The 19,780-nt window shown below is 69.2% G+C and carries 19 protein-coding genes; 18 read left to right on the forward strand and 1 reads right to left on the reverse strand.

The features are described 5' to 3' along the window. Positions 1 to 20 precede the first annotated feature (20 nt). The 12 genes from F8O04_RS06865 to recO all read left to right on the forward strand — a co-directional run bounded on the left by F8O04_RS06865 (position 21) and on the right by recO (position 12,117). Positions 21 to 371, forward strand: coding sequence for a histidine triad nucleotide-binding protein (locus F8O04_RS06865; protein WP_158028524.1), 351 nt, complete (start codon positions 21 to 23; stop codon positions 369 to 371). Further along, positions 364 to 1,443 (forward strand): PhoH family protein, encoded by a 1,080-nt coding sequence (locus F8O04_RS06870; protein WP_373285861.1) that lies wholly within the window; start codon positions 364 to 366, stop codon positions 1,441 to 1,443. Before F8O04_RS06865 ends, F8O04_RS06870 begins: the two co-directional genes overlap by 8 nt. Further along, the gene (gene ybeY, locus F8O04_RS06875; protein ID WP_158028525.1) at positions 1,440 to 1,907 is read left to right on the forward strand and encodes an rRNA maturation RNase YbeY; all 468 of its coding nucleotides are present in this window, start codon (positions 1,440 to 1,442) and stop codon (positions 1,905 to 1,907) included. Before F8O04_RS06870 ends, ybeY begins: the two co-directional genes overlap by 4 nt. Further along, a complete protein-coding gene (locus F8O04_RS06880) occupies positions 1,904 to 3,262 on the forward strand; it encodes a hemolysin family protein (RefSeq protein ID WP_158028526.1) in 1,359 nt (452 codons plus the stop codon). The genes ybeY and F8O04_RS06880 overlap by 4 nt, the downstream gene beginning before the upstream one ends. Beyond that, positions 3,262 to 4,227 (forward strand): GTPase Era, encoded by a 966-nt coding sequence (era, locus tag F8O04_RS06885; protein WP_158028527.1) that lies wholly within the window; start codon positions 3,262 to 3,264, stop codon positions 4,225 to 4,227. The genes F8O04_RS06880 and era overlap by 1 nt, the downstream gene beginning before the upstream one ends. After that, the gene (locus F8O04_RS06890; protein ID WP_158028528.1) at positions 4,193 to 5,641 is read left to right on the forward strand and encodes a sensor histidine kinase; all 1,449 of its coding nucleotides are present in this window, start codon (positions 4,193 to 4,195) and stop codon (positions 5,639 to 5,641) included. The genes era and F8O04_RS06890 overlap by 35 nt, the downstream gene beginning before the upstream one ends. Before the next feature lie 110 nt (positions 5,642 to 5,751). Next, positions 5,752 to 6,423: a response regulator gene (locus F8O04_RS06895; protein WP_158028529.1), complete on the forward strand. Its 672-nt coding sequence runs from the start codon at positions 5,752 to 5,754 to the stop codon at positions 6,421 to 6,423. 96 nt (positions 6,424 to 6,519) lie between these two features. Beyond that, positions 6,520 to 7,329: an ATP-binding cassette domain-containing protein gene (locus F8O04_RS06900; protein ID WP_158028530.1), complete on the forward strand. Its 810-nt coding sequence runs from the start codon at positions 6,520 to 6,522 to the stop codon at positions 7,327 to 7,329. A gap of 225 nt (positions 7,330 to 7,554) precedes the next feature. After that, positions 7,555 to 9,327, forward strand: a complete 1,773-nt coding sequence (gene leuA, locus F8O04_RS06905; protein WP_158028531.1) for a 2-isopropylmalate synthase — start codon at positions 7,555 to 7,557, stop codon at positions 9,325 to 9,327. A 161-nt stretch (positions 9,328 to 9,488) separates the two neighbouring features. Beyond that, complete coding sequence (locus F8O04_RS06910; protein WP_158028532.1) at positions 9,489 to 9,842, forward strand: YciI family protein; 354 nt, start codon at positions 9,489 to 9,491, stop codon at positions 9,840 to 9,842. 28 nt (positions 9,843 to 9,870) lie between these two features. Continuing rightward, on the forward strand, positions 9,871 to 11,271 hold the full coding sequence (locus tag F8O04_RS06915; protein WP_188726225.1) for an RNA polymerase sigma factor: 1,401 nt from the start codon (positions 9,871 to 9,873) through the stop codon (positions 11,269 to 11,271). Positions 11,272 to 11,316: 45 nt separating this feature from the next. Further along, on the forward strand, positions 11,317 to 12,117 hold the full coding sequence (recO, locus tag F8O04_RS06920) for a DNA repair protein RecO (RefSeq protein ID WP_158028533.1): 801 nt from the start codon (positions 11,317 to 11,319) through the stop codon (positions 12,115 to 12,117). 100 nt (positions 12,118 to 12,217) lie between these two features. On the opposite strand, the gene F8O04_RS06925 is transcribed toward recO, so the two are convergent. Next, positions 12,218 to 12,787 carry a TetR/AcrR family transcriptional regulator gene (locus tag F8O04_RS06925; RefSeq protein ID WP_158028534.1) on the reverse strand — a complete coding sequence of 190 codons (570 nt, stop codon included), beginning with the start codon at positions 12,785 to 12,787 and terminating at the stop codon, positions 12,218 to 12,220. Between the two features lie 36 nt (positions 12,788 to 12,823). Here F8O04_RS06925 and F8O04_RS06930 point away from each other — a divergent pair, with 36 nt between their 5' ends. From F8O04_RS06930 to F8O04_RS06955, 6 genes are all read left to right on the forward strand, one after another. Beyond that, on the forward strand, positions 12,824 to 13,708 hold the full coding sequence (locus tag F8O04_RS06930; protein ID WP_158028535.1) for an alpha/beta fold hydrolase: 885 nt from the start codon (positions 12,824 to 12,826) through the stop codon (positions 13,706 to 13,708). Positions 13,709 to 13,783: 75 nt separating this feature from the next. After that, the gene (locus F8O04_RS06935; RefSeq protein WP_158028536.1) at positions 13,784 to 14,593 is read left to right on the forward strand and encodes an isoprenyl transferase; all 810 of its coding nucleotides are present in this window, start codon (positions 13,784 to 13,786) and stop codon (positions 14,591 to 14,593) included. Between the two features lie 84 nt (positions 14,594 to 14,677). Then, complete coding sequence (locus tag F8O04_RS06940) at positions 14,678 to 16,057, forward strand: glycine--tRNA ligase (protein ID WP_158028537.1); 1,380 nt, start codon at positions 14,678 to 14,680, stop codon at positions 16,055 to 16,057. Between the two features lie 75 nt (positions 16,058 to 16,132). Continuing rightward, on the forward strand, positions 16,133 to 17,233 hold the full coding sequence (locus F8O04_RS06945; RefSeq protein WP_158028538.1) for a nitronate monooxygenase: 1,101 nt from the start codon (positions 16,133 to 16,135) through the stop codon (positions 17,231 to 17,233). A 75-nt stretch (positions 17,234 to 17,308) separates the two neighbouring features. Further along, entirely contained in the window at positions 17,309 to 18,478 is a 1,170-nt protein-coding gene (dusB, locus tag F8O04_RS06950) for a tRNA dihydrouridine synthase DusB (protein WP_158028539.1), read from the forward strand. A gap of 3 nt (positions 18,479 to 18,481) precedes the next feature. Beyond that, positions 18,482 to 19,765, forward strand: coding sequence for a deoxyguanosinetriphosphate triphosphohydrolase (locus F8O04_RS06955; protein WP_158028540.1), 1,284 nt, complete (start codon positions 18,482 to 18,484; stop codon positions 19,763 to 19,765). Positions 19,766 to 19,780: the final 15 nt, after the last annotated feature.

The raw sequence follows: 19,780 nt of genomic DNA on the forward strand, positions 1-19,780 counted from the left end.
GCACGCCTAGAATCGAGGGCATGTCGAGCGACGAGCCCAGCATCTTCACCCGCATCATCAATCGCGAGATCCCCGCCGAGTTCCTCTTCGAATCGGAGCGCGTCATCGGCATCCGCGACATCAACCCGCAGGCGCCCGTGCACCTGCTGGTGATCCCCAAAGACCCGTCGTACCGCAACGTCGTCGAACTGGCCGAGGGCGATGCCGCCCTGCTCGCCGAGCTCGTCGCCGTCGCGCAGCAGCTCGCGGACGAGCACACCGACGGGCAGTTCCGACTGGTCTTCAATACCGGCCCCGCGGCCGGGCAGACGGTCTTCCACGTGCACGCACACGTGCTCGGCGGGAGCCTCACGGAAGGACGACTTGCCTAACCACGAATCGCCGATTGGCGGCGACGAGCCCGGTCCCGCGGCCGGGGAGTTCATCGAGCAGACCATCACCGTCGAAGGCATCGCCATGGTCCGCCTGCTGGGTCCGGGCGACCGGCTGCTCAAGACCGTCGAGCGGGAGCATCCGCGCGTGCGGGTGCTGGCGCGAGGCAACGAGCTGACACTCGCGGGGGAGAAGCACGACGTCGAGCGAGCGGCCGAGCTCCTCCGCGAGCTCGCGACGCTGGCGCGCGACGGCGTCGATCTCGACCCCGCGGAGGTGACGCGTTCGCAGCGCATCCTCGAGCGTGACGACGCGCCGGCACCATCCGACGTGCTTGGACAGGCGATCGTGCAGGCGCGTGGTCGCATCGTGCGACCGAAGACCCTCGGACAGAAGCGCTACGTCGACGCGATCGACGATCACACGATCGTCTTCGGGATCGGCCCGGCCGGGACGGGCAAGACCTACCTCGCCATGGCGAAGGCCGTGCAGGCCTTCCAGCGCAAGGAGGTCTCGCGCCTCATCCTGACTCGCCCGGCCGTCGAGGCGGGCGAGCGCCTCGGGTACCTGCCGGGATCGCTCAACGACAAGATCGACCCGTACCTGCGGCCCCTGTTCGATGCGCTGAACGAGATGCTCGATCCGGAGCTGGTGGTGAAGCTCATGGCAACGGGCGGCATCGAGGTCGCCCCGCTCGCATACATGCGCGGACGCACCCTCAACGACTCGTTCGTCGTGCTCGACGAAGCCCAGAACACCACGCCGGAACAGATGAAGATGTTCCTCACTCGTCTCGGCTTCAACTCGCAGATGGTCGTGACCGGCGACATCACCCAGGTCGACCTCCCCGGTGGGGCGAGCGGGCTCAAGCTCGTGACCCAGGTGCTGCGAGGCATCGACGACATCCATTTCGCCGAGCTCACGAGCGACGACGTCGTGCGGCACACGCTCGTGGGTCGCATCGTCGACGCGTACACGTCGTATGACGCCGCCCAGATGGCGAGGCAGCAAGCCCGCGAGCGGAACCGCGACGGCGCACGTGCCGGTCGCCGGCCAGGAGGCGCGTCGTGAGCATCGAGATCAACAACGAGACGACGGCGGACGTCGACGAGGCTAGGGTGCTTCGGCTCGCGACGTTCGCGCTCGATCATCTGCACGTGCATCCGGACGCCGACCTCGCGGTGCAGTTCGTCGACGTCGGCGCCATGGAGGAGCTCCACGTGCAGTGGATGGACGAGCCGGGTCCGACCGACGTGCTGAGCTTTCCCATGGACGAACTCCGCCCCGGCTCCGTCGATCGGCTGACGCCGCCCGGACTGCTCGGCGACATCGTCGTGTGCCCCGAGATCGCGGCGCTGCAGGCAAAGGAGGCCGGGCACTCGGCCATGGACGAGATGCTCATGCTCGTCACGCACGGCATGCTGCACCTCCTGGGCTTCGACCACGCCGAGCCCGACGAGGAACGCGTTATGTTCGGCCTGCAGCGCGAGATCCTCGTCGGTTTTCACGGCCTCGAACGGAAACAACGCTCGTGACCATCGTGCTCCTGGTCGCGGCGGTCGTCGCGATGGTCGCCATCAGCGGTCTGCTCGCGGCGAGCGAGACCGCCATCGGGACCCTGTCGCGAGCCGACGTCGAAGAATTGGCCGACGAGAGCCCGAGAATCGAGGGGCAGCTGCGGAAGATCGCCGCTGCCCCGGAGGCCCACGTGGGCGCGCTGACCTTCACGCGCGTCGTCCTCGAATCGATGGCGGCCGTCCTCGTGACGCTCATCTTCGTCGACGTCTTCGAACAACCGTGGCAGGCGTTTCTCGTCGCGGTCCTGGTGATGATGATCGTCTCGTTCCTGCTGACCGGAGCCAGTCCGAGGTCGGTCGGTCGTACCCGTCCCGCGGCGATCCTCCGCATGAGCGCCCGCTTGGCCCGGGTTTTGCGCGTCGTCATGGGCCCGTTCGCGCAGCTGCTCGTGAGCGTCGGCGACCGTGTGACGCCCGATCGTTCGAGCAGAGCGGGCTCGCTGCGAAGCGAGGAGCACCTTTTGAGCATGGTCGACGAGGCGGCCGAGCTCGAGGTGCTGGAGGACGAGGACCGGGAACGGATCCGGTCGGCCTTCGCCTTCGGCGACCGGATTGTGCGCGAGGTGATGGTGGCGCGAACCGACATGACGACCGCCGACGCGGACCTCACGACCGCTCAGGCGGTCGCGATGTTCCTGGAAGCGGGGATCTCGCGCGCGCCCGTCATTGGGCGGGACGGCGACGACGTTCGCGGCGTGCTCTACTTCAAGGACCTCGTCGCCGCCTACCTCGACGACACGAAACCACCGACGACGGTCGAGCACCTCGCTCGTCCCGCGGACTTCGTTCCCGAATCCCTGCCCGCGGACGAACTTCTCGCTCGCATGCAGCGGACGTCGACGCACTTCGCGATGGTGGTCGACGAGTACGGCGGCATCGCGGGCCTCGTGACGCTGGAGGACCTCATCGAGGAACTGGTCGGGGAGATCACGGACGAGTACGACCACGAGGACGACGTCGAGTCAACGGGGCCGGGGGAGTACCGGGTGCCGTCGCAGCTCACGACCGAGGAGCTCGGCGACCTGTTCGCGCTCGAGATCCACGACGATGACGTCGACACGGTCGGCGGGCTCATCGGCAAGGCGCTCGGCAAGGTCCCGGAGCGCGGCGATGTTGCGTTCGTTGAAGGCCTGCGCCTCGAGGCCGAGCGAGTCGGCCGCCGGGGTCGCGTCACGACCGTGGTGGTGCGGCGGGCCAGGGACCATGAGTCACAGCCGGGCGACGATGGCGACGAGGTCGGGCGCGACGAGATCGAAGCGGTGCTTCGCCGAAACGCGCGCGACGATGGCTCACAACCGGAACGGGGTACGTGATGAACGATGGAGCCGACAATTCGCAAAACGAGGCGGAGGGTGGCGACGGCGTCGCGAACCCGGGTCACGGAGCCGTCGACGAGTACCGTGCGGGGTTCGTGACGTTCGTCGGGCGCCCGAACGTCGGCAAATCGACGCTCACCAACGCGCTGGTCGGCGAGAAGATCGTCATCACGTCGCCGAAACCGCAGACGACCAGACGGGCGGTTCGCGGGATCGTGCACCGTCCCGGCGGTCAGCTCATCATCATCGACACGCCGGGCATGCACCGGCCCCGAACCCTCCTCGGCGAGCGGCTGAACGACATCGTGCAGCAGACACTCGCCGAGGTCGACGTCGTGGCGTTCTGCGTGCCCGCGGACGAGCCGATCGGGCCCGGAGACCGCTTCATCGCGGCGCAGCTCGACGAAGCGCCTCGTGCGAAGCAGGTCGCGCTCGTGACGAAGGCCGAGGCGGTTCCGAAGGAACGGGTCGGCGATCAGCTCCTCGCCGTATCGGAGCTTCGCGAGTGGGATTTGATCGTGCCCGTCAGCGCTCTCGGCGACATCCAGCTCGACACGCTGGTGCGCGAGCTCATCGCGCTCATGCCCGTCTCACCGCCGCTCTACCCGACGGACACGCTGACAGAGGAGACGTTCGAGCAGCGCGCCGCCGAGCTCATTCGCGAGGCCGCCCTGCGCGATGCACGCGAAGAACTGCCGCACTCGATCGCCGTTACGATCGACGAAGTCGTCCTGCTGGACGATGGTGTGACGCGTGAGGTCTATGCGAGCATCGTCGTCGAGCGAGACAGCCAGAAAGGCATCGTGATCGGCCGGGCTGCCGAGCGGCTCAAGGGGATTCGGCAACGCGCACAGCGCGAGCTGACCGCGATCGCACACGCACCGGTCTCACTCTCGCTCCACGTCAAGGTGGCGAAGGAGTGGCAGCGTGATCCCAAGCAGCTCGGTCGCCTCGGCTTCTGAGCGCGCGCCCTCCTCCGCCCCGGGGCCGTCACGGGATGCGCGCGGCAGCGGTGCGGTGCGGCGCCGCCTGCTTGCGTTGACCGGCACTCGCGACCGTGACCCCTCGACGGTCTCGGAGACGGGGTTCGTCGGGTGGTGGAAGCGCAATACCCGCGAGATGCGGTGGATGCACTGGACGGTCGACATCGCCTTCGCTCTCCTCATCGAGGTGCTCATCGGGTGGCCGTACGTCATGCTCGCCTCGAGCCGCGTGTACCTCGAGCCCCTGCTGTTCGTGCCCTGGGTGCTGTATTTCGCGGCGATCGTGCTGCGCCGACCAACTCCCGGATTCGCCCTGTGGCTCTGCGTGATCGCCGTGCTCTTCAAGGCAGTGACCGGCACCGAGCCGCACGGCCAGGACCTCGCGATCGGCATCGTGCTGTACTCGGCCGCCGCGTACGGCTCACGGCGACTTCGCTGGTTCGCCATCGCGTTGTGCGGGCTGTTCCCGGCGCTCCTCGTCGTGTTCATATCGGTGCGGCCGATGCGCAGCTTCTTCCTCTCGATCTACGAGACCGTCATCCAGGGCGGGCCGATCCTCGTGATCGTCGTCGGGGCGGTGCTGTGGACGGTCTTCACCTTCCTGCTGCTCATGTGCTGGCTCGCAGGAACCGCGCGTCGCGCCCAGGCGAACGCGGCGGAGGCGGCGCATCGCCGCGAGGTTGCAGAGCTCGAGAGTCTGCGCAGCCGCGAGCAGCTGTTCGTCGAACAGGAGCGCAACCGTATTGCGCGCGACATGCACGACGTGGTCGCGCACTCGTTGGCGGTCGTCGTCGCGCAGGCCGACGGCGGCCGGTACGCCATGCGCGCGAACCCGCAGGCGGGCGAGCAATCGCTTGCGACGATCGCCGAGACCGCACGAGAGGCCCTGTACGAGGTCCGTGGCCTGCTGGGTCAGCTGCGCCACAGTCAGCCGGAGGGGCCGCAGCGCGGTTTCGCCGATCTGCCGGCTGTCCTCGAGCGCATGCGCGCCGCGGGGCTTCGACTCGAGATCGAGGCGAAGGGCGAGCCGCGTCCGCTCGGCAAGGCGGCCGACACCGCGATGTTCCGGCTCGTGCAAGAGGCATGCACGAACTCGCTCCGGCACGGGGATCCGCGCGCTCCAACGGTCATCAGCGTCGCGTGGAGCGATGAGCTGCACGTGCGCGTGACCAACGTCGTCAATCCCGTGCCGCCGCCGCCGCGACCCGACTCCGGGCACGGATTGATCGGGATGCGCGAGCGCATCGTCACGGCGGGCGGCAGGCTCGAGACGGGTCGGCACGGGGACCACTTCGTCGTGAGCGCGGTCGTGCCGACGGCGGCGCTCGCGACGCACGGCGGGCCGGTCGATGTGCCACCGCGCGACGACGCCGGGGGCAGACCGGCAGTGTAGAAGCGTCGGCCCGCCCCGGCCCCGAGCGCGCGTCATGAAGCGCGCGTGCGGCTACGCTTGTGCCTATTGGGCCCGCCGACGACGGCCGAGGCCATGCAAGGGAGTCACGAATGTCGAACGCGCAGCCAGGGGGCGCGCCCATCAGGGTCGCGCTCGTCGATGACCAACCGTTGTTCCGCGGCGGCATTCGTATGCTCGTCGACAGCCAGCCCGACATGACGTTCGTGGGCGAGGCGAGTGACGGGCGGCAGGCCATCGCCCTCGCGGTGCAGCTGAAGCCGGACGTCATCCTCATGGACGTCCGGATGCCGGTGCTGGACGGCCTCGAGGCGACGCGCGAGATCGTCGCGCGCGGCGTCGAATCGAGGATCCTCGTGCTTACGACGTTCGACCTCGACGAGGCAGTCGCGAAGGCCGTCGCAGCGGGCGCAAGCGGGTTCGTGCTGAAAGACGCGGACCCGGAGTTCCTGCTCGCCGCGATCCGCACGGTGCGCTCGGGCGCCGAGGTGTTCGCCGCACAGGCGACGGCAGACCTTATTCGCCGATTCTCGCAGTCACCGAACCGACTCGGCGGCGAGCCCGAGGAGTTCGGCACCCTCACCGAGCGTGAGCGGGAAATGTTCTTCCACGCCGCGAAGGGCCTCTCGAACGGCGAGATCGCAAAGCAGGAGTACCTCAGCGAGGCGACGGTCAAGACGCACATCTCGCGAGTGCTCACGAAGCTCGACCTCCGGGATCGCGTGCAGCTCGTCGTGTACGCATACGAGCACGGCCTGCTCTGAGGCCGCGGGGAGGCCTCCCCACTCATCCGCGGGGATGACCTCGCGCCCGAAGTGTGGCTGATGCTCGGCCCGGGCGGTGCCCCGTAATCTCGGGGCATGACGGTCACCACCGACGGGCTCGGCGCCTCCACCGACACGGTCGCCCCGGACGGCGCTGTCGTCGTGCGCCTCGACGAGCTCGTCGCAGCAGAGGCCGGTCCCGCGAGTTTCGACCTGTATGCGGGCGAGGTCACGATCATCGTGAGCCGCCCCGAGGATGGCGGCCCAGCGCTGATGCGCACGGTCGCAGGTCTTCGGGCCCCTGATGCGGGACGCGTCACCATCGCCGGCCGTGACCTCGCGGTGCTTGACCCGGAGGACGCACGGCAGGCCCGCTACGAGCTCGTTGGCTACGTGCTGCGCGACATCGGTCTGACGCCCGAGCTCACGGTCGCCCAGAACATCGCCGCGCCCCTCGGACTCGTGCGGGATGGCCGCGTGCACGACGGTGCCGGCTGGCTCGCGCGACTCGCCCGGAGCCTCGGCTTCGAGCCCGATCTCCAACGACCGGCGGGAGCGCTCGATCCGGGCACCCAGCAGCGCGTGGCGATCGCCCGGGCGCTCGCCACTCGTCCCGCCCTCGTGTATGCCGATGAGCCCATAGCCCGGCTGGGCGAGCGGGACGGCCGCGTCGTGCTCGCGCTGTTGCGGACGATCGCCCACGAGTTCGGCATCGCGATGGTCATCTGCACGAGTGACCCGGCTCTGGTCGGAAGCGGCGAACGGGCGATCGCCGTGCGCGACGGACGCGTCGTCGGGGACCGCCGCGGCGCTTCGGCGGAATGGCTTCGGCGGATGCTCGACGGCGACGAGCTCGGCGTGCCCGACGCGGGCGCAGCATCCCCGGATGGGAACGGCTCGCCGTAGTCCTGCCGCGTGCCGCGCACGGGCGGTGGCACCTCCATGAGGCCAGGGGGACGGTGTTACGCTATCGGCATGCTGTTCGGCATGCTCCTTCTTCGCTGCCGCGACGAGGCTTCGTTCAAAGCCTGACTCGTCGCGGAGGTTTGCCGTGGGCTTTGACATCGGACCCGCGCGGCGGGCATGTCGCCCCATCTGACGGGGCAGCGAACACAGGAGCACACAAGGACCATGAAGAACACCCAACGGCCATCGTCGATGCCGACCCATCGGTACGTTCCCCACCATGAGCAGATCACGGTCTCGCTGCCGGACCGCACGTGGCCGGACAAGCGCATCGAGTCCGCGCCCCGGTGGTGCGCCGTCGACCTCCGCGACGGCAACCAGGCGCTGATCGACCCCATGTCACCCGACCGCAAGCGGGTCATGTTCGAACTGCTGGTCGGCATGGGGTACAAGGAGATCGAGGTCGGGTTCCCGTCCGCGAGCCAGACCGACTTCGACTTCGTCCGGACGCTCATCGAGGAGGGTCTGATCCCCGATGACGTGAGCATCCAGGTGCTCGTGCAGTGCCGCGAGCATCTCATCAAGCGCACCTTCGAATCCATCAAGGGCGCGAAGCGCGCGATCGTGCACTTCTACAACTCCACGTCGGCGCTGCAGCGCCGCGTCGTGTTCCGCGAGGAACGGGCCGGCATCATCGATATCGCCACAACCGGCGCGAAGCTGTGCAAACAGTACGAGTCGATCGCAGCGGGCACCGAGGTTTCGTACGAGTACTCGCCCGAGAGCTTCACCGGCACAGAGCTCGACTTCGCTCTCGAGATCTCCGAGGCCGTGATCGAGGTGATCGATCCGTCCCCGGAGCACCAGATGATCATCAACCTGCCGGCGACGGTCGAGATGTCGACCCCGAACGTCTACGCCGACCAGATCGAGTGGATGCACCGCAACTTCAAACGGCGGGACGACATCATCCTCTCGCTTCACCCCCACAACGACCGCGGCACGGGCGTTGCGGCGGCCGAGCTCGGTTACATGGCGGGGGCAGACCGTATCGAAGGATGCCTCTTCGGGAACGGCGAGCGCACCGGCAATGTCGACCTGGTGGCGCTCGGCATCAACCTGTTCACACAGGGGGTCGACCCGCAGATCGACTTCTCCGACGTCGACCGGGTGCGCCGCGTCGTCGAGTACTGCAACCAGATGCCGGTACACGAACGCAGCCCGTGGGGCGGCGACCTCGTCTATACCGCCTTTTCGGGGTCGCACCAGGACGCGATCAAGAAGGGCTTCGAGGCCATGGCCGCCGACGCGCAGGGCGACGGCCGCAGCGTCGACGACATGACGTGGGCGGTTCCCTACCTGCCGGTGGACCCGCGCGATCTCGGTCGAACCTACGAAGCGGTCATCCGAGTGAACTCGCAGTCGGGCAAGGGCGGAGTGGCCTACCTGCTGAAGGAGCACCACAAGCTCGACCTCCCGAGGCGCCTGCAGATCGAGTTCTCGAGCGTCGTCCAGCAGAAGACCGACAGCGAGGGCGGCGAGGTGACGGCCGAGCAGATCTGGGAGGTCTTCACGGACGAGTACCTGCCCGCCGCGCACGACGAGCGCAAGTGGGGCCGCCTGGAGCTCTTCTCGACGCGCACGCAATCCGAGCTCGACGGGGTCGTTCAACTCGACGCTCGCCTGCGCAACGACGACGAGATCATTGACGTGAGCGGCGAGGGCAACGGCCCGATCGACGCGTTCATGCGCCTGCTCGCGGCTCACGACTTCCACGTCGAACTGCTGGACTACGTCGAGCACACCATGTCCGCCGGCGCTGACGCGAAAGCGGCGTCGTACATCGAGCTGAACGTCGACGGCGAGCGCCTCTGGGGCGTCGGGATCGATGGCGACATCACGACCGCATCGCTCAAGGCGATCGTCTCTGCCGTGAACCGGTCCCTGCGCGCTCGTGCGGGTGCCGGCGTCGCGGTCGAGACCGCAGGGGTCGCCTGACCACGACGTCCCGCCCGGCGGCGAGCATCACCGGACGTACCGTCTGGACGCCGTCTTTCAGCCTCGACGGTGTTCGAATGTTCCGAGCTGTCGATTTCGACGATCGTTCCGCGACATCATGGTGACGGGGAAACGCGCCGTCGCGATGATTGGAGAAGGTCATGAAATATTTGGTGCTGCTCATTGGTGACGGTGACGAGCCGGACTGGGCGACGATGACGGAGGCGGAGCAGGCTGCCGCGATGCAGAGGTTCGCCGACTTCGACGCCGTGTGCGCCGAACGCGACGGCGTGTCGATCCTCGGGGGCGAGGCGCTCGAAGGAGCCGACGCGACGACGGTGCTGCGCACCCGCGACGGTCAGCGGTCCGTGACGGAGGGGCCCTACGCGGAGGCGATCGAGGGCCTCGGCGGGTTCTATCTGATCGAGGCGCCCGATCACGACGTGCTCATCGAGCTGCTGGGCGTGCTGCCGGCGTACGACATGCAGGTCATGCCCGTTTCCGTGCTCGGGTGATAGTGCACTCACTGCCCGCGCGCGTTCGATGACCTCGGAGTCCCGAACCGGTTCGGCGGCGGCGCCCTCATCGGCGCACGCCGCCGAAGCCGCGCTGGCCCGCGCCATGCGCGAGGACTGGGGCCGGATTCTCGCACACCTCATCCGGGCATCGGGTCGCGCAGACCTCGCTGAAGATGCGTTGGCCCAGGCGTTCAGCGAAGCGACCGCGCAATGGCGACGTGCGCTGCCCGAGCGTCCCTCGGCGTGGCTCGCCACGGTCGCGCGGCGGCGGCTGCTCGACGCGATCCGCGCCGACCGGACGCGGCTGCGAAAAGCCCACTTGGTCGCTGCGCCAGCGACGATGCCGGGCCCCGGGCCCGCCGAGACGGCGCTCCTGTCGGAGGCCTCCCCGCCGGGGAGCGAGCGCGACGAGCGCGTCGCGCTGTTGTTCCTCGCGACGCATCCCGCACTCGACGTGGACGTGCGCGCGGCGCTCGCCCTGCGTTTCGTGCTCGGCGTCGAGACATGGCGCATCGCGCGGCTGTTCCTCGTGCCCACGACCACGATGGCGGCACGGCTGACTCGCGCGAAACGTCGAATCGTGCGCGCGGGCATCCCGCTCGCCGCGCCCGCTCGCGCGATGTGGCGCGAACGCGTCGATGACGTGGCGAGGTCGATCCTGCTGGCGTTCACCGCCGGCTACGCGCCCGGTGACGAGTCGACTGTGCGGGCCGACGTGGCGGGCGACGCGGTGAGGCTCGCGCTCGTTGCGCACGAAGCGTTGCCCGAGGAGCCCGCGCTGCAAGCCCTCGCCGCGCTCGTGACCATCCAGCACAGCCGGCGCGACGCCCGCACAGGGCCGGAAGGGGAGCCGATCGTGCTGGCGGACCAGGACCGGACGCGCTGGCACCGAGACGAGATCGCCCTCGGGCTCCGGCTCCTCGAGGGACTCCCATCCGAGAGCGGAGCTGCCGCCTGGCCCGGCACCGCCGCCAGTCGCCGCGACGAATCCGCCTACGCCGAGGAGCTCGGCCTGCAGGCGGTGATCGCGGCGGTGCACGCTCGGGCCCGGCGAGCGGGCGACACCGACTGGCGCGCCATCGCGGTGGCCTACGCGCGGCTCGAGTCGCTTACCGGATCGCCCGTCGTCCGGCTCAACCGGGCCGTAGCGCTGGCGGAGGTCCACGGTCCCATGGCGGGACTCGCGGTGCTCCGTGCGGCGGGTGATGCGCTTCCGGGGCACCACCGGGTCGAGCTCGTCCGAGCCGAACTCCTGCGGCGTGACGGGCGAGTCGACGACGCGCGCGTGGCTTACCGGCTCGCGATCGAAGCGTGTCCGCCGGGCGCGGAACGACGCCATCTCGAGGGGCGGTTGCATCAGCTCGGTGAGGAGCCGGGCGCGTTCCGTGGGGGACCGCGCGCCGGATGCAGTGGCGGCGAAGGGTGAGGAAGGTCGCCGCCGAATGCGGCGATCGAGGTGGATACTTGACAGATGCCGACCTACCGCGAGGAGGCCGTCGTCTTGCGCACGCAGCGCCTGGGCGAGGCCGATCGCATCGTGACCCTGCTCGGGCGCGAGCGCGGGGTCGTTCGTGCCGTCGCGAAGGGCGTGCGGCGCACGAGCTCCAAGTTCGGGGCCAGGCTCGAGCCGTTCATGGTCGTCGACCTGCAGCTCTTCGAAGGGCGACAACGGGAGGGGCGGAGTCTCGATACGGTCACGCAGGCGGTGACCATCAGCCCCTACGGCGCCGACATCGCGGCCGACTGGGATGCATACGCCGCGGCATCGTCCATGGTCGAGGCGGCCGAACGCCTCGCCGATGCGGCGGACTCGACGCACGCGGCAGAACAGCAGTACGTGCTGCTCGCCGGCTCGCTGCGCGTGCTCTCCAGGGGTGAGCGCCGATCCGACGGCGTCCGCGACGCCTATCTGCTGCGTGCGCTCTCGCTCGCCGGATGGCGGCCGAATTTCGCCGCCTGCGCCCGATGCGGCACCGCCGGCGGCTTCGAGCGCGTCTCGCTTGCCGCAGGGGGCGCCGTGTGTGACGCCTGCGCGCGGGAGGCGGGGCCGACGATCGCCGTGTCGGTTGACGCCATGCGCGTGCTGTGGGCGTTGCTCGCCGGCAACTGGGGCGTCGTCGAGGCCGCCGGCTCAGCGGATCGCGACCGGGCGTCGACCGTCGTGGCCGCCTACGCGCAGTTTCATTTGGAGCGGGGCCTGCGCTCGCTTCACGTGACCGACGCCGAGCGTCGCTCGACGCTTCACGAACCGATGCGGTCCGACGAGGTGTGATGCCCAGGCACGCTGTCGACGCGCCCGGGTAGCTCGACGACGGTGGCGAGACGTCGGCGGGCCCTGTCAGCTCGTTCGGCGACGACCGTGGCGAGGCCGTTCAACGCAGCTGTGCGGCGATCGCATCGCGAATGAGCTCGAGGCACTCGGCCGGATCCAGATCGGCGATCAACGCACGAGCGGCGAGACCATCCGCGAGAGCGATGAGGCAGCGGGCGCCGAGAACGGAGTCCGGTCGTCCGCTCAGCTCGGCGAGGAGGCCAGCGACCTCGCGTTCCTGATTCGTCTTGGCGCGGGCGAGGATGTCGGCCGCTCGGGCATCCGTGGTGCTGAGGGCGAGAAACGCGTGCCATACGGCAGCGCCGCGGCGGGCGGCATCGGAGGCGGGGACCGCGTGCGAGAGTGCGTGCTCCAGCGCTTCGCGGGGCGACTCCACCCGCCGATATTGGGTTGCGGCACGAGCAACCATCAAATCCATGCTGGCGTGCAACAGGTTCTCGCGGGTCGAGAAATAGTGCTGTACCAGGCCCGTCGAGACCCTGGCCTGCGCCGCAACGGACCGCATTGACACGCCGGCAACGCCGCGTTCGGCGATCACCGCCCAGACGGATTCCGCGATATGTCCGGGGCTCCGCGCTGACGGTGTCGCGCGGGTCGTTCGCTCTGCCATGATGAGAACCTACAATACGAGTGTATCGGAGGAGCGATGTCCCTGGGAGCCTTCCGCAGCGCGAAGGGGCGCGCGACGTATGTCGCTGCGTACGAGCGTGCCCTGGCCGAGATGCCCGCGCCATCGCGCACGATCGACGTGCCCACCGGGTTCGGTGACGTACGAGCATACGAATGGGTGAGCGGCGAAGCGCCTGGCACCCCAGTCCTGCTGCTGCCAGGACGTGGCTCTGGAGTGCCGATGTGGAAGGAGAACCTTCCCGAGCTGCTGCCTCACCGTCGCGTCATAGCGGTCGACGCCCTCGGGGATGCCGGGCTCTCGACGCAGACCGCGCCCATGAGCTCGATGACCGATCAGGCCACGTGGATCGACGAGGTGCTCGGCGGTATGGGAGAGGAGTGCGCACATGTCGTCGGTCACTCCTTCGGCGGCGCGACGGCCGCCGCCCTCGCGGTGGAACGGCCTCGTCGCGTGGCGTCGCTGGCGCTTCTCGAGCCGGCGTTCACGCTCGCGCTGCCGCCTGTGTCGACGTTCTTACTGACGGTCATCGCGTCGCTTCCGCTGCCGCAGGCGTTGCGAGACCACGCGCTGGCGAGGATCGGCGGCATCGACGTGGCGGAGGTGCGCACCCGGTCCGCCATCTCGGAGATGATCGCGTCCGGGTCGGCCGAGTTCCGTGCAGCCCTCCCCACGCCGAAGCCGCTCACGGACGCACAGGTCAATCGACTATCGATGCCCGTCTACATTGCGATCGCCTCGCGTTCATCGCTCGTCGGCGGCGAGCGCGCGCTTCGCCGAGCCCGCGGAATTCCCGGCGCTCATGTCGAGGTGTGGCCTGACACGACGCACTCGCTCCCCATGCAGGTGCACGCGGCACTCGCGGAACGCCTCGCCGCGTTCTGGAGCGGCGTCGACGCGTGACGCACCTCACCGGTGCGTCCGACGACCCGAACGTCGGTGAACGACCGACCCCGAGATCACAACTAGCCTGACGGCATGAGTTCGGCTTCCACCTCGCACTTCAAGCCCGTCGATTGGACGGGTGAGCAACCGCCGGACGTGCCGGCGGCCGCGGTGCCGGAGCACGTCGCGATCGTCATGGACGGCAACGGCCGATGGGCCAACCGGCAAGGACTCCCGCGCACGGAGGGCCACCGTGCCGGCGAAGCGGCGCTGCTCGACGTCGTCGCGGGCGCGCTCCAGATCGGCGTGCGACACCTCTCGGTCTACGCGTTCTCGACCGAGAACTGGAAGCGGGACGCGGCCGAAGTGCGCTTCCTCATGGGGTTCAACCGCGAGGTGCTGCACCGTCAGCGCGACCAGCTCAACGAATGGGGCGTCCGAGTGCGGTGGAGCGGCCGCGAGCCGCGTCTCTGGAAGTCCGTCATCAAGGACCTCCGTCTCGCCGAGGACCTGACACGGGACAATTCGCGCATGACCCTCAACATGTGCGTCAACTACGGCGGTCGCGGTGAACTCGTCGACGCGGTGCGCGACGTCGCGAGGGAAGTGGCGGCAGGGCGGCTGAATCCCGACCGCATCAGCGAGCGGCACCTCGCCGGTCACCTCTACCAGCCCGAGATCCCCGATGTCGATCTTTTTCTCCGTTCATCGGGCGAGCAGCGCACCTCCAACTTCCTGATCTGGCAGTCGGCCTACGCCGAATTCGTGTTCCTCGACACGCTCTGGCCCGACTTCCGCCGTCGTCACCTGTGGGCGGCTATCGCCCAGTACGTCGGTCGCGACCGCCGGTTCGGCGGCGCCACCGACGCCCCGTCGCCCGAGCCGACATCGGTGCGCCCCTGACCCAATAGACTTGCCGCCTGTCGTCGGCCGGCCCGCCGGCGCACCGCCCCACGACACCGTCCCCGCCACGAGGAGTTCCGCCATATGGCTCAGTCCACGCTCGATCAGGTCATCGCGCTCGCAAAGCGGCGCGGATTCGTGTTCCAGGCGGGCGAGATCTACGGGGGCTCGAGGTCGGCGTGGGACTACGGGCCACTCGGCGTCGAGCTGAAGGAGAACATCAAGCGGCAGTGGTGGAACACCTTCGTCCGGGGCCGCGACGACATGGTCGGCCTGGACTCGTCGATCATCCTGCCGAAGGCCGTCTGGGAGGCGTCCGGCCACGTTGAGACCTTCACCGACCTGTCGGTCGAGTCGAAGCTCACGCACAAGCGGTACCGGGCGGACCACCTGTGGGAGGCGTTCGAAAAGAAGCACGGTCGCGAGCCGAACAGCTGGGACGAGGTTCCCGACCCCGAGACGGGACAGCGGGGCAACTGGACCGAACCGCGCTCGTTCTCAGGCCTCATGAAGACCTATGCCGGCGTCGTCGACGATGAGTCCGGCCTGCACTTCCTGCGCCCAGAGACGGCCCAGGGCATCTTCGTCAACTTCAACAACGTGCTGAACGTCGCACGCCGCAAGCCCCCGTTCGGCATCGGCCAGGTCGGCAAGGCGTTCCGCAACGAGATCACGCCAGGCAACTTCATCTTCCGCACACGTGAGTTCGAGCAGATGGAGATCGAGTACTTCACGGCGCCCGATGACGCCCAGACCTGGTTCGAACGCTGGGTCGAGGACTGCTGGGACTGGTTCACCGACCTCGGGTTGCGCGAGGAGAATCTTCGCCGGTTCGACGTGCCGGCCCAGGAGCGCGCCCACTACTCGGCCGGAACGATCGATTTCGAGTATCGGTTCGGCTTCCAGGGCGGCGAGTGGGGCGAACTCATGGGAGTCGCCAACCGCACCGACTTCGACCTGTCATCGCACTCGAAGGCCTCCGGCACCGAGCTGTCGTATTTCGACCAAGCGACCGGCGAGCGCTACACGCCGTACGTGATCGAGCCGAGCTTCGGCCTGACTCGGTCGATGATGGCATTCCTCATCGACGCGTTCACCGAGGACGAGGCGCCGAACGCGAAGGGCGGGGTCGACGTGCGCACGGTATTGAAACTCGATGCGCGGCTCGCGCCCGTCAAGGTCGCCGTGCTGCCCCTCAGCCGCAACGAACGGCTCTCGCCCGCCGCCAGGGATCTCGCCGACGCCCTCCGCAAGCACTGGAACGTCGACTTCGACGACGCGCAGGCGATCGGCCGCCGCTATCGCCGCCAAGACGAGATCGGCACGCCGTTCTGCGTCACCGTCGATTTCGACACGCTCGACGACCAGGCCGTCACGATCCGCGGGCGCGACACGATGTCGCAGGAGCGCGTCTCGCTCGATCAGGTCGAGGCCTACCTCGCGCCGAAACTCATCGGCGCCTGATCCATCGCGGTTCGCCCGCGGGGAGGCCAGCGCGGACATTGGCAGTCGGCCGATCACCGGGCGTACCTTCGAGGCATGATCGACCTCCGTTCGCTGCCGATCCCCGTCATCGGTGCACCGATGGCGGGCGGTCCGTCCGCGCCGACGCTCGCCGCGGCGGTCACACTCGCCGGGGGGCTCGGGATGCTCGCCGGGGGATCGATCCGCGCCGACGCGCTGGCAGCATCCGTGAGGGCCGCTCGCGACCTGTTGGCGACCGCCGGCGCGCACGACGCCCCCATCGGGGTCAACCTCTTCGTGCCCCGTATCGCGAACGTCGCCGAGCGGCAGATCGCCGACCTCGCGGCGCACGTCGCAGCGATCGACCGTTACGCGACGCACCTGGCCGCGAGCGCGCTGGCGGCGAGGCTGGGCGTCGGGCGGGCCGACCTCGGCGCCTTCAGCACCGATGACGACGAGGACTGGGACGCGAAGTTGGCGTTCCTCGAGACCGAACCGGTTCAGGTCGTAACCTTCACGTTCGGACTGCCGGACCTCGCCGTCTTCGAGCGGCTCCACGCCGTCGGCTCGGCGGTCGGTGTCATGGTGACGAGCCGATCCGACGCCCTTGCGGCGGCGTATGCGGGTGCCGACGTCGTCATCGCGCAGGGCGTGCGCGCTGGCGGTCACCGATCGACGTGGCGCGTCCAGGAACAGCCCAACGCCGACGACACGCTGGTCGTCGTGCGCTCCATCGCGGAGGTGCGTCACGGCCCGGGCCATCCCCGTCCCGTGATCGTCGCGGCCGGCGGCATCGACGGGCCCCAGCGATACTCGGCTGCACGCGTGGCCGGCGCCGACCTCGTGCAGGTGGGCACGGCCCTGCTTCGCGCCGACGAGGCCGGAACGAAACCGACCGTGCTCCGGGCGCTGACCGACTCCGGCCTTGGCGAGACGGTGACGACGCGCGCGTTCAGCGGACGGTTCGCGCGCGCCATCCGGAACGAGTTCACCGATTGCGTCGGCGCGCTCGCTCCCGCCGCCTATCCCGAGGTCAATCAGCTCACGGGGCCACTGCGCGCCGCCGCCGAGGCGGCGGGCGACGTGCACGGCGTGAGCGCCTATGCGGGCGAGCGATGGCGTGCCGCCCGCGCGGCGCCCGCGGCCGAGATCCTGCGCGAACTCGTCGGCCGGTGACTGGCGCGGTCGCGCACCCGGCGGGCTGCACGAAGCCGTGAAACCTGGGAGAATAGGCCGGTTATGACGCAGACGATGACTCAGCAGATCCGCGCGGGCGCCGCGTCCGGCGTTGCGCCGCTGCGCATCGGTCCTTTCGAACTGACAACGCCCGTTGTGCTCGCTCCCATGGCCGGCATCACCAACGCGGCGTTCCGGCGCCTGTGCCGCGAGTACGGCGGCGGGCTCTATGTGAGCGAGATGATCACCTCGCGCGCGCTCGTCGAACGCAATGCCGTCACGATGCGCCTCATCGAGCACCACGAGTCGGAGGAGATCCGCTCGATCCAGCTGTACGGGGTCGATCCGGTCACGGTGCGCGAGGCCGTGACCATGCTCGTGGCCGAGGGGCGTGCCGACCACATCGACCTGAACTTCGGCTGTCCAGTGCCCAAGGTGACGCGCAAGGGCGGCGGCGCCGCCCTGCCCTGGAAGACCACGCTGTTCCGGCAGATCGTCGAGGGCGCGGCCAAGGCCGCGGGCGATGTCCCCCTCACGGTCAAGATGCGAATGGGCATCGACGCCGACCACCTCACGTACCTCGACGCCGGTCGCATCGCTGAGGACGCGGGCGTCGCATCCATCGCGCTCCACGGCCGCACCGCGGCGCAGCACTATTCCGGCCAGGCGCAGTGGGATGCGATCGGCGACCTGAAGCAGCACGTGACGAGCGTTCCCGTGCTCGGGAACGGCGACATCTGGTCGGGCGAGGACGGCGTGCGCATGATGCGCGAAACCGGATGCGACGGCGTCGTCGTCGGCCGCGGCTGCCTCGGCCGCCCGTGGCTGTTCGGCGACCTCGAGGCCGCGTTCCGCGGTGAGGAACACCGCAACCGGCCGACCCTCGGGATGGTCGCGCAGGCCCTTCGACGCCACGCGGAACTCCTCGTCGAGTTCTTCGAGGACGAGGACCGCGGTTGTCGCGACATCCGCAAGCACGTCGCCTGGTACTTCAAGGGCTACCCCGTCGGCGGGGAGGTGCGCGCGGCGCTCGCCCGCGTCGAATCGCTCGCGCAGATGGAGGAGTTGCTCGGCGAGCTGGACGCCGGCGCGGCCTACCCCGGAGCCGACGCGGAGGGCCCGCGGGGGCGTGCCGGCACCCCGAAGCGACCGGCACTTCCCGACGCCTGGCTCGAGAGCCGTGAGCTCAACGAGCGCCAGCGCGCAGACATCTCGGCCGCCGAGCTGTCGAACTCGGGGGGCTAGCCCGTGCCGCTGCCCCAGCTGCCGCCCGCCGGCAGCCCGTACGGTGAACGTGACCGCGCGCGGTTCCTGCCGGAGCAGCACGAGAACCGGCGGCGGTCGACGTTCGCGCGCGATCGCGCGAGGCTCGTGCACTCGAGCGCGCTTCGCCGGCTCGCCGCGAAGACGCAGGTGCTGTCGCCGACGGCTGGCCTCGATTTCGCGCGCAACCGGCTGACGCACTCGCTCGAGGTCGCGCAGGTCGGCCGCGAGATCGCGGCGAGCCTCGACCTCGATCCCGATGTCGTCGACACGGCATGCCTCGCCCACGACCTCGGGCACCCGCCGTTCGGTCACAACGGCGAGCGCGCGCTCGCCGCGTGGAGCGACGACATCGGTGGCTTCGAGGGCAATGCGCAAACGCTCCGCGTCGTGACGCGACTCGAGCCAAAGGTCGTTGGGCCGGAGGGCGAGCCGTACGGGCTCAACCTCACGCGGGCGAGTCTCGACGCGACGACGAAGTACCCGTGGACACGCGAAGAGGGCGTGCTGCTGGGCACGCGGAAGTTCGGCGTGTATTCCGACGACGTGCCCGTGTTCGCGTGGCTTCGCATGGATGCCCCGCGCGGCAAGACCTGCATCGAGGCGCAGGTGATGGACCTGTCCGACGACATCGCCTACTCCGTCCACGATTTCGAGGATGCGGTCATGGCAGGCTCCGTGCTGATCGGCGAGGTCGAGAGCCGGGACAACCGCGAGGCGATCCTCTACCACGCCCTCGACTGGAGTGGGGGGCGATTCACCGCGGACGAGCTCGGCGCCGCACTCGATCGGCTGTTGGCCTTCCCTCACTGGGTGCACGGCTACGACGGGTCAATGCGAGACCAGGCGCGGCTGAAGAACCTGACATCGCAGCTCATCGGACGATTCGCCCGCACCGCGACGGAGGCGACGTGGGAGGCCTACCCGGGCGAGTCGATCGTCCGCTACCGGGCCGAGGTGGTGGTGCCGCGCGCCATCCACGCCGAGATCGCGATGCTCAAGGGCATCGTGGCCGGATTCGTGATGTCGCACGACGGGCGCCAGCCCCTGTACGCCAATCAGCGCGAGTTGCTGACCGAGCTCGCCGACCTCTTGTGGGAGCGGGGGAGTGCCGCCCTGGATGTGCCGTTCGCCGCAGCGTTCGGGGCGGCGGACGACGACGTGGCGCGCCGACGCGTCATCGTCGACCAGATCGCGAGTCTCACCGATCAATCGGCGATCACCTGGCACGCGCGGCTCACGGGCGAGACGGCCCTGCGCCTCGTGTAGCGGTCCGTTCCGGCC

It is taken from the genome of Pseudoclavibacter endophyticus, from assembly GCF_008831085.1.
GTDB classification, from domain to species: Bacteria; Actinomycetota; Actinomycetes; order Actinomycetales; family Microbacteriaceae; genus Pseudoclavibacter; species Pseudoclavibacter endophyticus.